This is a genomic window from Hyphococcus sp. (genome assembly GCF_965267305.1).
In the GTDB taxonomy this organism is placed as follows: Bacteria; Pseudomonadota; Alphaproteobacteria; order Caulobacterales; family Parvularculaceae; genus Hyphococcus.
The window spans coordinates 1206295-1218648 of sequence record NZ_OZ253945.1; the positions used below are offsets into that span (position 1 = coordinate 1206295).

At 53.7% G+C, this 12354-nt stretch carries 12 protein-coding genes; 6 read left to right on the forward strand and 6 right to left on the reverse strand.

Annotated features, from left to right (window positions below):
- Nucleotides 1-31: 31 nt before the first annotated feature.
- The 3 genes from ACQY5P_RS05765 to ACQY5P_RS05775 all read right to left on the reverse strand — a co-directional run bounded on the left by ACQY5P_RS05765 (nt 32) and on the right by ACQY5P_RS05775 (nt 2139).
- Nucleotides 32-394, reverse strand: coding sequence for a hypothetical protein (locus tag ACQY5P_RS05765; RefSeq protein ID WP_133162365.1), 363 nt, complete (start codon nt 392-394; stop codon nt 32-34).
- A 179-nt stretch (nt 395-573) separates the two neighbouring features.
- The gene (locus tag ACQY5P_RS05770) at nt 574-1071 is read right to left on the reverse strand and encodes a hypothetical protein (protein ID WP_104831423.1); all 498 of its coding nucleotides are present in this window, start codon (nt 1069-1071) and stop codon (nt 574-576) included.
- Nucleotides 1072-1074: 3 nt separating this feature from the next.
- A complete protein-coding gene (locus tag ACQY5P_RS05775) occupies nt 1075-2139 on the reverse strand; it encodes a helix-turn-helix domain-containing protein (RefSeq protein WP_104831424.1) in 1065 nt (354 codons plus the stop codon).
- 204 nt (nt 2140-2343) lie between these two features.
- Between ACQY5P_RS05775 and ACQY5P_RS05780 the strand changes: the two genes are divergently transcribed.
- The 5 genes from ACQY5P_RS05780 to ACQY5P_RS05800 are packed head-to-tail and all read left to right on the forward strand — an operon-like array spanning nt 2344 to nt 6383.
- Nucleotides 2344-3288, forward strand: coding sequence for a CBASS oligonucleotide cyclase (locus ACQY5P_RS05780; protein WP_104831425.1), 945 nt, complete (start codon nt 2344-2346; stop codon nt 3286-3288).
- A 2-nt stretch (nt 3289-3290) separates the two neighbouring features.
- A complete protein-coding gene (locus ACQY5P_RS05785) occupies nt 3291-3785 on the forward strand; it encodes a hypothetical protein (protein ID WP_104831426.1) in 495 nt (164 codons plus the stop codon).
- Nucleotides 3782-4678, forward strand: coding sequence for an AAA family ATPase (locus tag ACQY5P_RS05790; RefSeq protein WP_104831427.1), 897 nt, complete (start codon nt 3782-3784; stop codon nt 4676-4678). The genes ACQY5P_RS05785 and ACQY5P_RS05790 overlap by 4 nt, the downstream gene beginning before the upstream one ends.
- Nucleotides 4678-5841 (forward strand): hypothetical protein, encoded by a 1164-nt coding sequence (locus ACQY5P_RS05795; RefSeq protein ID WP_104831428.1) that lies wholly within the window; start codon nt 4678-4680, stop codon nt 5839-5841. Before ACQY5P_RS05790 ends, ACQY5P_RS05795 begins: the two co-directional genes overlap by 1 nt.
- A complete protein-coding gene (locus ACQY5P_RS05800) occupies nt 5838-6383 on the forward strand; it encodes a 3'-5' exonuclease (RefSeq protein ID WP_104831429.1) in 546 nt (181 codons plus the stop codon). The genes ACQY5P_RS05795 and ACQY5P_RS05800 overlap by 4 nt, the downstream gene beginning before the upstream one ends.
- Nucleotides 6384-6439: 56 nt before the next feature.
- On the opposite strand, the gene ACQY5P_RS05805 is transcribed toward ACQY5P_RS05800, so the two are convergent.
- Genes ACQY5P_RS05805 through ACQY5P_RS05815 form a run of 3 tightly spaced genes read right to left on the reverse strand, consistent with a single transcriptional unit; the run spans nt 6440 to nt 12013 of the window.
- Nucleotides 6440-8677, reverse strand: coding sequence for a DEAD/DEAH box helicase (locus ACQY5P_RS05805; protein ID WP_207764896.1), 2238 nt, complete (start codon nt 8675-8677; stop codon nt 6440-6442).
- Nucleotides 8628-9938: an ATP-binding protein gene (locus ACQY5P_RS05810; protein ID WP_104831430.1), complete on the reverse strand. Its 1311-nt coding sequence runs from the start codon at nt 9936-9938 to the stop codon at nt 8628-8630. The genes ACQY5P_RS05805 and ACQY5P_RS05810 overlap by 50 nt, the downstream gene beginning before the upstream one ends.
- Nucleotides 9938-12013: a TerB N-terminal domain-containing protein gene (locus ACQY5P_RS05815; protein WP_428409880.1), complete on the reverse strand. Its 2076-nt coding sequence runs from the start codon at nt 12011-12013 to the stop codon at nt 9938-9940. The genes ACQY5P_RS05810 and ACQY5P_RS05815 overlap by 1 nt, the downstream gene beginning before the upstream one ends.
- Before the next feature lie 10 nt (nt 12014-12023).
- Between ACQY5P_RS05815 and ACQY5P_RS05820 the strand changes: the two genes are divergently transcribed.
- Nucleotides 12024-12350, forward strand: a complete 327-nt coding sequence (locus ACQY5P_RS05820; protein ID WP_428409881.1) for a hypothetical protein — start codon at nt 12024-12026, stop codon at nt 12348-12350.
- Nucleotides 12351-12354 lie beyond the last annotated feature (4 nt).

Sequence of the window (12354 nt, forward strand, 5' to 3'; positions counted from 1 at the left end):
ATAGCACACCAACGCCATCTAACTTAAGTACTCATTCGTGCCAAATTTCATATTCTTGAACTGCAAAATCTATTATTTTTGGCGAATTCACATCCTCTGCAATCGAAGCGTCACTCAGATGTTTTATACCTTCATTAAAAAAGATCTCGCGAAGGTTGCGAGCATCATCCCAAGACAGAGTACCAAATTTTTGAAATGGCTTATTGATGAACTCGAGCTCATAATTCAGTCCTCCAAAGTATTCAGATGTCACGCTTTGACCGTTTATTTCTATAACTTCGATCGAAGCTATTCGTGACCGATAAAGCTGAGGGACCAGTTTCCGTAAGGCAGTCGATTTAGTTGCAATCTCGTATGCAGCAAGCTCACTCTCAAAGACATCAAATGATCTCATATTCTCGGGCAATTTTCGAAATAGTTTCCAACAACGTGATCGGTCAGCATTTACAAACAAGTCGGCGTAACTGCCCGCGTCGTAAAATCGAAATTCATTGTTGTCGAGCGTCAAAATTCGACCTGAGTTCATGAGACATTATTCCGCAAGATCAGTCTTTTGTTAGTGGTTGGATTTGATCAGCCACCAGGAGCCAGTCTATTTAGTCTTTTCTTAATTTCCGCCTTTGGCAAACGGCACCGCGGATGTGATGAAATAGCCGTCAGTGCTGCGTGCAAGTCTTCAACTGCAATAGTGGCTTCTGCTTCGAATTGATCGATCAGCCATAGCACGCCATGGAATTCGACGCCTTCGGCGGTCGCCAAGTTGCGTAATTCACCATCTCCAGTTAGCAAAGCCCAAGTCCGGGCTTCCGCCAGAGCGAATGCAAATGTATCAGGCGCCGATAGCGTTGCCCGTTCGCGCCGAACCAGAGTAGCTCGCGAAACTTCGTCGGGGGTCAGTTCCTCAACTACGAGCCCCAACGATTTCAGCGTTTCTCCGAACGGACCAACAAGTTCGCGTTCATATAGAAGATCGGGCACAGCAAATTGATAAGGTAATTGAAATAGCGCCTCCAGGAGCGACCCACGTTCCAAATCGATAAGAACCGACGTATCCGAAACTAGGATCGCCACACGCTAGGCCGCCTGTTGGTCCAGACGAGCGTCCAATTCGCGAACCGAAATTCCCAGCAGCTCCGCAGCGCGGGACTCGCCAATCACTCGTTCTGCAAGAGCACGATAGCATAACCGCTCAAAGCGCTTTGGCTCTTCAACTTCAGGATCAAGCCGTCCCGGCTCTTCATAGGGCGGCGCTCGCCATCCCCGTTGCGCAAAGATTTTGAACAACCGAGCAAACGCAGCTTGATTCAATATTCCAAGATCTTTGCACCGATAGGCGATTGCCTGGATGCTCACGCCAAATCGTTGCTTCAACGCAACCAATTCGCCCAAGCTTATCGACGATCTTTTGGCGCCGACTTCAGAACGCAGAACATCTGCCGGAATCAGAAACGCCCCAGCAAAACGATGGGCAGCCTTTTCTTCATCCAGCCCTTGCGCTGGATCGATCACCATATGCCCAAGTTCGTGCGCGAGATTAAATCGCTTTCGCTCGGACCACGTGCTTTTCTTAATAACTATCACTCTCGCCGCCTCACGGTCTTTCCGGCGCACTTTGGCGGCCAAGCCGTCAATGTCGTCGAGATCAAGCGAAAGTATCTTGATTCCCCGCTCTTCAAGGAGTTCAGCAAGATTCGGGATAGGGTCGTTCCCCAAGCCCCATTCCTCTCGAACGGAACGAGCGGCGTCTTCCGCATCCCGCAACTCTTTCACTGGATAGGGGGCGCTCCATGGCTTCTCCCATTCGACGCTTCGTAAATTCAGCAAATCCTCAATTGCGAGATATCGCTCCATGAAATGGATTGCCCGCGCCTCTAGCGCAGCCTCTTCACGGGCGGACGAACCAGCTTTTTTCCGGAATTCCGCACCCTCAAGAGCGAGTTCGGAAGCGCTAAGCAAATAGTCTTCAGAAACCCCCAAAGCGCGGGCGAGCGCAATCAGTACGCCAGAACTCGGCATATCCTCATTCCGCTCGTACTTTCCAATGGCTTGGGCCGTGACCCGGCCGCCGATGCGCGCCGACAGATCCCGCAGGGACAAGCCTGCCGCCGCCCGCGCCACCTTGAGCTTTTGTCCGATCATTTCCTCATCTCCGATCCCCCGGTTTACATATATGGGTATTTCTAATTTTTTGTAAACTGCACCCCTTGAATTACCTCAAATATGGCTTATTCTATCGGCATTGCTCATCTGATTACCTCAATTTGTAAACCGCGACAAATTGGCAGAAAAGGACCGTTCTTGGGTCCGCAACCGCCGAAGGGCTCAAATAGGAGGGGCCGCGCCGTGCCGCTGACGAACACGGAACTCAGTTTTTACGACAGCAATGTGCTGAGACTGCCTGGCGACAAGCGGAAGGAATATCATCAGCAGGTCGATCGGCTGGTCGATGAACTGAAAAAAAGCATTCGCGACAAGACCGAAATTAAGATCACTAAAGTCGTTAAGGCGGGATCTTTTGCAAAACACACGATCCTGCGCAAAACCTCGTCAGATCCGGTCGATGTCGACGTGGTCTTTTATGTGGCGGACAAGGACGCCGACGAGGAAACGCTGCAGTCGTTAAACGACACGATCTTCGATCTCTTGGTCAAAATATATCCGAGCAAGAAAGTCGAGGATTTCGAACTGCAGCGGAAAGCCACCACCGTAAACTTTATCGCCAGCGGCATTAGCGTCGATGTCGTGCCAGTTATCCAAGACGATGGGGCGGACGGTTATGGCTGGCAGTATGACATTCATAGCGGATCAAAAATGGAGACCTGCGCGCCGTGCCAGATTCAGTTTGTCCGTACCCGCAAGGATCAGGACAATCATTACAGGACGCTTGTCCGCCTTGGAAAAAAATGGCGCAACCACGCTGAGTTAAAAGCGCTGAAATCGTTCGCCATAGAACTTATCATCGCGAAATTGCTCGACGCAGAAGGCGCCGACGGTTCGATTGAGCAGCGCTTCAGGCGGTTTCTGCTTTATATCGCCCAGTCGGAACTGAAGGAAATCATCAGTTTCCCGGAGAACACCAAGCCGCTCGGCGAATTTGACGATCCTGTCGTTATTTTGGACCCCGTTTGCAGCAGCAACAATGTCGCCTCCCGCATTACTGAGGCCGAGCGGAAAGAAATCGTCGCAGCGGCGCAGTCCGCATGGGAGACTGCGAACTTTGCGTCCGCGGAAAACGACCACGGCGTCTGGAAGGAACTATTCGGACCGCGCTTTAAGACAGAGGAATAGGCATGAGTTACGCCGTTACTGAGACCGAAACTTATACAACTACGGATATCGCCACCGTAGTTCGACGCTTTACGGCGGATATTGTGATGATTGCGCAGAGTTCCCGCGCCATCACGGAGGCCAAGGCGCGTGACTATGCTCATGATGTCGAACTGCTGGCCAAAGAGGGCTACCTGAAAAAAGTCGATCTTACCCTGCTCAGCGCGGACGTAGAGGTCAGGGCCTGCCAGTATATCGTTAATACCGCAGCGAATGATTTGACGATGGTGCGTCCCGGCGGCGTGATGTGGCCGCAGGTTGAAAATGCTTATCTTCGCATCGTTATTAGCTACACTTCTGATTATGACGACGCCGCACGTGAGCGGATGAAAAAGAAATTCAAAGTCGGCTGGAGCCCGACCAATGCGGACACGAGCCACGTCGGCCTCTCACGTACAGGCGGGCGTGATTATGCAAGCAACGGATGGGGCTTGCAGCGTCAGGATTATGCGGCATGACCGGCACGCGAATTTTTGACAGTCAGGTCGCGCTTCCTGATGACCGCTTCGATCGAAAAGAGAAGACGCTCCTCGGATTCGACGAACGCTACAGACGCATCAGGAATCAATTCAGGCTCCTTTTGCAGATTGACGAGCTAAGGCAGTGGAACAAGAAGCACCATAAAGGGCGGCTCGATCTGTGCGAACTCGTTACCGAACAGTATCCGTTAGCCATCTTTTACGGCGATGTCGGAACCGGGAAAACAGCAATGGCGGAATGCGCTGCAAATCGTCTGGTCAAGGAAAGCCGGACGGAAGACTCCGTCCTGTTCAAAATGAGCAACAGGGTCAGAGGAAGCGGCAAAGTCGGCGAGATGGGAACGCTTCTTTCAGAAGCATTTGAACAGATCGCGAAGTCCGCCGGCAAAAATCGTCGCGCTATTCTTATTATTGACGAGGGCGATTCTCTGGCCGCCGCGCGTTCGCAGGAGCATAGCCACCACGAAGATAAAGTCGCCGTAAACACGCTAATTCAAGGCATTGACGAGCTGCGCAATTATGGCGGGCGCGTCGTCACCATATTGTGCACCAATCGCGTTTCCGCTCTCGATCCCGCTTTGCAGCGTCGCGCGGCCATTATTGAAGAGTTTAAGCGCCCCGATGACAGCGAACGCCGCCGCCTACTGGCCATGGATCTTGAAGGCCTCAATTTATCTGACGCAGAATTTGCGTATCTCGTTGAAAGAACCGGGGCTATCAACGGCGGGCCGGTTTGGACGTATTCCGACATCAGGACGCGCCTTTATCCGATGGCCTTGGCCCTGGCCTTTCCGGACTGCCCGCTTACGTTCGATCATTTGAAGACCGCAGTGGGGCAGATCCGGCCATCGCCCATTGTAGAGGATTGTTGATGCTGCGATCTCCGCTTTTTGGAAGGCGCATCCATATCGCAGGGAGCATCGCCGGCGATCCGTCATCGGCGTCTGCTGAAGACGTAGATGACGCAAGGCGGCTTATAGCGGAGCTGGTGAAAGAGCTTACCAAGCGAGGGGCAGGATTTGTTGTTCCGGTTGACGCAGAAAAAAGGCGAGCGGCGGATAATCAGGAAATTTGTTTCGACTGGCTCGTTTGGCGAACCTTGTATGAAAGTCTGGCGTTGCGGCCCACTGGCGCGTCCAATCCGTTCGCAGTGGCCGTTCAGCATCACAAAACCGAAGACCAGATTCCGCGTGAATTTGAAGCCCTCTGGGATAGCGTGCGAACGTCGGATATTGTGCAGATCGAAAATGTCTCACACTGGAATATGAATAGCAAAAGAATGGAAGCGCAAGCGCGGTTGGGTGATATCCTTATTGCTATCGGAGGTTCTGAAGGCGTTCTCTACTTAGCAAATCTGTATCACGATGCTGGCAAGCCGGTTATCCCGCTCTCGAACCCGATCACTCCGCCTACCGAGGGTGCGCGCCGTCTATTTTCGCTTGGACTTTCCAGCGCCGACGCGCCGAAGCTGTTCCGAACCAGTGGGAATAGCGCCCATGCCTGGATGAATAGAATTAATTTCTCTAAGCGACAGCCTATTGAAGATCGCGTTTCTCTACTTTTGCAATTGCTGGAAGCGCTTGAGGCGCCGCGCGCATTCGCCGTCAGGTTGCTGAACAAGAAACATCCGGATTTTGCTGCCGTTCAGGATTTTTTCGACAATGTCGTCCAGCCAGTGATTGAAGGCGAGCTTGGCTTTAAGATTGTTGTCGTTGATGGAACGCAGCCTTACGAATACGCAACTCTTGATAAGGAAATCTTTGAGAAATTGTATCGAAGCAACGTCGTTCTCGCCGACATCACCGGCGCCCGTCCGAATTGCTTCATCGAACTCGGTTATGCGCTCGGCCGATGTCTGCCCACCATGATTATGGCCAAGGAAGGCGCAGATGTGCCTTTCGACATTACGACGGTCGGAGGACACCACTGGTCCGCCAGTGGGAGCGCAGAAGAACGACGCCGCGAATTCAGAGCACACTGGACGGTGATTCAATCCCGCCCGCCTCTTGTATCAAACCAGATGCTTGTATCGTGATCGGCTCACGGGAAATCTTCATATCGGTCGATGTTGAGACGTCCGGTCCGATACCGGGGGAATTTAGCTTGCTATCGATCGGCGCCTGCAATATCGCGGACGATCGCAAAACCTTTGAATGCGAGCTGAGGCCGATTACCGATCGGGCAGACCCGAAAGCGCTCGACATCAGCGGGTTTTCTCTGGAGGAACTTGCTCGCACTGGCACCGAGCCTGAGACCGCGATGAGAAAATTTGCATCTTGGTTACAGAAGATTTCGGACAAGGAAAGCAATCTTGTTTTTGTGGGGTTCAATGCTCCCTTCGACTGGTCTTTCGTTAATTATTATTTTCACCGCTATCTCGGTAATAACCCGTTCGGATTTGCAGCGCTTGATATCAAAGCTCTATATATGGGTGCGACCGGATGCCCGTGGGCTGAGACGAAATCAAGTCTCATGACGGAAGCGCTCCGTCCAAGCCGGCGCGGAAATCATAACGCGCTTTCTGACGCGTTATTTCAGGCGGAGCTATTTCGATTAATCAGGGTACGCGTTCGATGAGTGACGGACATTACGAATATTCTTACAAAGAGTATTTTTAGCACGGCAAATGTTGCCTAAATCAGTTCCCTTGCGACAGTAGAAATTTCATCACAGCAGGCTTCATTCCGTTTGCGCCATTCAATTCTGAGAATCTCTTCGCTGATCAGATTGTCATACTTAGCTGATTGGATATTCTCTACGAAACCTGGTAGTTCTTGCGCCGTCAGGCCGGCTGCGCGCGAAATCTGTTGAACAATCGCTCTGGCCTCATCCCCGCTAGTCTCCGGAAGCGTAACGCCAAGATCATGCGGTTCGCTTTCCAGGCCAGCGGCTTGCAAGGCAATAGCGAATGCATTCGTGACCGCGGTTCCACGCCATAAGAACAGATGCGTGTCTCTGCCGACACTTAAAATTCTAACGGAGTCAATCTCGAATTCCCGATAGGCCGCCCTCGCCTCGCCGAGCAGCCGCAATCCCTCCTTATCAAGATAAGGAGGCTCATCTACCCCACGCAACACGGTCCGCATTTCTGCAACGAATTCGTCGCTGACTGATTCTGAAAAGGCAGATTCGAATTTTGGAAGGCGCGCCGATTTATGAGGCGTAACGTCAAGCACTTTGCCTGGATCATCCACCGAAACGACGCGCCACCTCCGGCCGGCGAACAAGATTAGGCTGCCGATGCTGATAATATTGCTCAAAGGAAGAGTCCCAAGCGACTCTCCCTTGTGGATGAGACGCCATTCCTGATCCGTCGGAAAAATTGCGTAGAAGCTGCGGCTATCGACAATCTTTTCTCCTAGCTCGCCCAGCATGACAGCGCCGTCGGGCGCTTGCTCGATGAGCTTAACATCCGGATGAGCCATATGGCGCAATAGCCGCGCATAATCCTGAGTGGAAAAAGATGACAAGGGCCCGGCGTCGCAAATCGCTTTGTATAGCCGGTCGGCTCGTTCGCCGCCTCGGTCGGTTATGACCGAAAGTGTTTGGTGAAGAATGACAGTTGCTGTCGAGTCGTCGACAGCAGGCGGCTCAAGCTGGTCGCGAATGAGCAAACGAACCGCAGCGACCGCCCGCACAATCTCAAGCCGCAACCGGTCAATAGGATCATCTCCGTTGCGGACAAATCGCTCCCTCGCGTAAATGCGAAGTATCGACGGCGATCCCTCGCGGCGCCCGCTCCGACCCAATCGTTGTTTCAGGGAGCTGATTGATCTCGGCGCACCATATTGCGCTACGCTTTTTACCGATCCAAGATCGATCCCAAGCTCCAGCGTGGATGTCGCCACAGCCGTCGTCGGCAAATCGCCTCTGCGAAGACGCGCCTCCAAATCTTCGCGAAGTCCTTTAGAGATGCTGCCATGGTGCGCGAAAAATTCGTTGGGAACGGAGGCGTCTTCCGATAGTTGACGAAGGCGGTCGGCGATCACCTCTACGTCAACGCGGCGTCCGCCGAAGACAAGATTGTTCTCGCCGCGAAGGCGCCCGAACATATGCTCGGCAATTCGGGCAATCGCCGAGTGCTTGTCGTCCTCCAAATCCATCTCGTTGGCGGAAGAAGCCGGCGGTAATTCTTCATAGCCTCGGATTTGCAATTGTAGCTCGCGCTTTTCAGCAGAAGATTCAAGGATGAAAACCTCTTCCGGGTGCCGCCAATTCATCCATCGAGCGGCAGCGGATAGATCGCCGATGGTCGCTGACAGGCCAATGCGACGCGGCCTCGATTGGTTTAGCTCGTTTATACGCGTGAGCAGGCTCGACAAATGAAGCCCTCGCGGCCCGTGCAGAAATGCATGTAGTTCGTCGATGACGACAAACCGCAGGCTGCCAAAGAGTTTTCGAGCAGCGGCGGGTTTGCGAACGAACAGGGCTTCAATCGATTCAGGGGTAATGATGGCGACGCCGCGCGGTTCCTTGAGAGTTCTTTGCTTGGCTCCCTGGGGGGCGTCGCCATGCCAGCGAACGACAGGAATCTCCATCCGCTCGCAAAGCAGATCCAGCCGTTGAAACTGGTCGTTGATCAGCGCCTTCAAAGGACTGACGCACAATACGGAGAGTCCGGGCGCATCTTCGTTCTTGATCGCCGTCAGGATCGGCAGAAAGGCCGCTTCGGTTTTTCCCGCCGCCGTCGAGGCGGAAATCAGGACATCCCCTTCCCCGTCAAGAATTGCGGGAATTGCGCGATCCTGGATATCGCGAAGCGCCCGCCACTTCTTCTCCCAGATCCATCGCTGGACTTCCGGATGCAGCCGGTCGAATGCCTTAGAGGGTGATGGAGGTGAGCTCATCATCGCCATCCGATGCGGTGTCATCCACCCCTTCCTCCTCCTCATCGGGAGCGATATCCGTAGCGCCGAGCAGCGCCCGCCATTCTGTCTGCGGGTTCTGTTCTAAAACCGCCAGCATGTGAACGAAGGCCTTGATCGTATTTCTGGGCGTCCGGAAATAAGCCTCCCCGACGTGTTCGCTGCAATGTTCCATAAAAGCCTCCAGCGCCTCATCCGGAACAAGATACGCCTTTTCATTCCCGCCCGAATAGACGTGCCTCAGATTCTGGAGCAGCACATAGAGTTCTTCGGGGGTCAGGCTTTGAAGCCGCACGATCGGTCCCGTCATGTCGACAAGACCGTCTACGGCGAACGTATTCTCCGAAAGCCTTGATTGCAGGGCTTCATAACTATAAAGGCCGCGGCGAGGGTCCATCAAAAATTCAGGCGTCCCGCCGAAAAGAAAACCAATGCCGCCGACGTTCCCCTGAAGAACATCGTTCAACATTCTGAGGATTTGCTCGTAGTTCTGCTTTCTCGCTTGCGCGCTTTGGAGTTTGTAGAGATTGACCATCTCGTCGAATACGATGAGCAATCCGCCATATCCTGCAAGTCTCACGAACTCAGAGAGAAGCTTTAAGCCGTCATAGATCGAGGCGTCGTCTATTATGGTCCTGACACCGACAGCCTGTCGTGCTTCTGTTTTCGTTGAAAACTCACCCCGCAGCCACCTCAGGGAGCCTGCCTTCAGCACATCGTCGCCGGTCTCGCTGCCCCGCCAATAGGCCTTAACAACGGTTGCAAAATCATAACCGCCTACAAGGTCCTGCAACGCCGCCAGCCTTTCATCTATGACCTTTTCGATTGGCTTTTGTTGCGCTTCGCCCCGTCGCACGCATTCGGTTACGAAGCGTTCGAGGATATTCTGCAATGCTCCCCCGTCAGGATTAGTGCGGGTCGAGAGGTTTTTGACCGCCTCCGCATAGAGCGTTCTCGCCTGCCCGCCGGTCGCATGAAGGCGCCTATCCGGCGCAAGATCCGCATGCGCGGTGACCAGCTTCTTTTCAAGCGCAATCAAGCGCACCAAGTTTGAAAAGAATGTCTTGCCGGCGCCGTATTCGCCGATAATGAATCGCACAGCGGACCCGTCCTCGGCAATTCGGTCTATATCGCGCACCAGCGCATTCAACTCTGCGGCCCGTCCGACCTGAATGTGTTGAAGCCCGATGCGCGGCACAACACCGGCCGCAAGCGCCTGAACAATTGTGTCTCTTTCTCGTGTGCGGATCTTCGGAGACTTCGCCATCATCTTTTCTCCAGCGTTTGAATTTCCTCAAAGAGGTCGCTCACAATGCAAATATTATCTTCTGCATCGAGAACCGGCTCGCCAATAACATCAAAGCCCCATTCATTGATGGTCTCCATCGCGCCATCTGGGAGCAATTGCGGCCGCCTCGCTTCGCTTTCAAAGGAAGGGCGCGACAGTTCGCCATTCGCAATCAGATAACTCAACAATTCGCCATGCTGCTGATCCAACCCTTCAAATCGCAACGACATGTTGTCTGCAGCTTTCGAGGGCGGCTGAACGAATTCCTCGTCTTCACTGGCGAATATCTCGCTGAGAAGCCCCGCCACTTGCGCTGTTTCTTTGGTGATGCGCTCAATCTTCTGGCGATCGATTGACCCCGCTTTCTCCGCCGCCATTCCGGGTAAAGGGGGCACGGACGTACCAGGCTCAGGAGTCGCCGGCCTGACAGCAATCGGCTCATCGGAACCAGCAGCGCCCCGATGCAAGGCAGCGTAGGCGTCTTCGGTCGGGAAGCCGAGGGTACGGAAGAGTTGCTCGATATATTTCACTTCAGCGGGCTCGACCCGGCCGTCTGCGAGGACTGCATCAATCGCCGATCTTGCGATCGTCTTTCTGATCTCTTCATCAGCTTTGGATAATTTCCGCAAAACCGGCTGGTGACGCGGTGCATTGCGGCAGAGGGCTTTTGCGTAAGCGAAAAGACGCTGACGTTCGTCAACTGAAAGGCCGGGCACAGAAAGGATTTCAGATTTGATATGCTCAATCTCTTCCTGGGCGATCTCGCCGTCTGCTCCAGCAGCAAGCGCGCAAATTTCTGTTACCGTCTTCGCCGCGCGATAAGGATCGCCATCAGCGTCAATAACCCCGCCCTTCCCTTCAAACAAAACGACGATGTCGTCAGGGCCCGGCGGCATGCTTCCCAACCGCCGGTCAGGCTCGAATCCCAGTCCCAACTTATCAAGCACGGCCCCCAGCTTGTTCAGCGTCGCTGCAGGAATTTTTCCGGTTTTCGGAACCTCCAAATCAATCGCCTCGAGCAATGATTTTACCGGCATCCATCCGGATTTCTTCTCAGACAGGCGCGCTACAATCACGGAGGCAATTTCCTTCAGCGGATTGGCGGATGGCGCATCCATGAGGTCCGCCGGAAGCAACGCTGCAGCGTCGATCGTTCCTTTCGCTTCTGGTGAACGCCCAATCAAGCGGCTGTAAGCATCAAGTTCGCTAGTACACTCGGCGAGAAGCCCGTTCAGCTTGTTCACTGGCGCCGTCAGCGCCCCAATGTCCGGCAGATTGTCGCCTTTTCCCGAAATCGATGCGTTAAAACGGCCGCTCGCAGCCTGATAATCCAGGGATAGCTTCTTTTTCGGCGGTTTGACCTTTATGCCGTTTGGAAACCGCTTGTTAAACCGAACATTCCAAAGCGCGCCCAGTTCATCGAAACATCGGATGGCAGGCGTCCGAAGCTGTACGGCCGGTGATGAGACCATCCAGAGCAAGGCGTCATCGGCGTCGAGGTTCTCGCCATCCAGCACCTTTCGGCCAAGGTATGCTCGTACGTCATACGGCATTTCGAAAAGTGAAGAGCGTGGCGGTTCGACCGGAGGTCTTTGATCAAGCTTTGTCGTCAAAAATCCCGCCGCATCGAGCAACCGTTCGGCATAGCCGCGGAACGAATTATTGCCGCCGTAAATTGAAAGAAGGCGCTTTACTTCAGCGAGAATTTCATCGGCCTCTGCCTCTGCTTGTTCAAAGAACAGCCGGTATTCGAGGCCGTAGAAGTACAAAAATACATAACCGACGCCAATTTCAGGATCGTCGCGCCCGCTCGCCAACCATTCGAGATACGTTCCCCGAGCCCGCGGCTCAATCTCTGAGTAAGATGGCCAATACGGCATCGAGTCCCCGCCGGGATCGCGTGCGGAGCCAGAAGCTGACAAGGACGGATTGATCAGCGCGTTCTGAGGGCGGTCTGAATCTCCCGGGCGATTGCGTTCGCCCACATAGATCATTCCTCCGTCAATTCTGACGCCCTGGATGATGACGGCGTCACCTTTCGGCACCCATTTCATGGGACGACCTTTGGAAGCGGACTTCCGGGGCGGCGTTTTTGCTTGCGACCGGGGCGAGGCTACCGCCTGTGGCGGCACAGCACTTTTCAGGCGTGAGGCCGTCGGCTTCTTCCGGCCATTGAAGAAAAAGAACAAGGCCACTCCGGCAATGATCAAAAGCCACCACATTGAAAGTCACCGCCCAGAATCAGTATTTCAGAATATTGGCGGCATTATTAGTGATTTTGACCATCATTGGGAGAGTACATTTACGCATATCGGGCGATCTGAAGGCGATTCGCGTTGGTCCCATCTCTTGACGAGCGCCAATGCCATATATTTGCCAATCGTAACATGAAATC

Coding starts and splice junctions, on each gene's coding strand:
- ACQY5P_RS05765 (WP_133162365.1), bottom strand. CDS start 394: ATGAGATCATTTGATGTCTTTGAGAGTGAGCTTGCTGCATACGAGATT.
- ACQY5P_RS05775 (WP_104831424.1), bottom strand. CDS start 2,139: ATGATCGGACAAAAGCTCAAGGTGGCGCGGGCGGCGGCAGGCTTGTCC.
- ACQY5P_RS05785 (WP_104831426.1), top strand. CDS start 3,291: ATGAGTTACGCCGTTACTGAGACCGAAACTTATACAACTACGGATATC.
- ACQY5P_RS05790 (WP_104831427.1), top strand. CDS start 3,782: ATGACCGGCACGCGAATTTTTGACAGTCAGGTCGCGCTTCCTGATGAC.
- ACQY5P_RS05795 (WP_104831428.1), top strand. CDS start 4,678: ATGCTGCGATCTCCGCTTTTTGGAAGGCGCATCCATATCGCAGGGAGC.
- ACQY5P_RS05805 (WP_207764896.1), bottom strand. CDS start 8,677: ATGACACCGCATCGGATGGCGATGATGAGCTCACCTCCATCACCCTCT.
- ACQY5P_RS05810 (WP_104831430.1), bottom strand. CDS start 9,938: ATGGCGAAGTCTCCGAAGATCCGCACACGAGAAAGAGACACAATTGTT.
- ACQY5P_RS05815 (WP_428409880.1), bottom strand. CDS start 12,013: ATGAAATGGGTGCCGAAAGGTGACGCCGTCATCATCCAGGGCGTCAGA.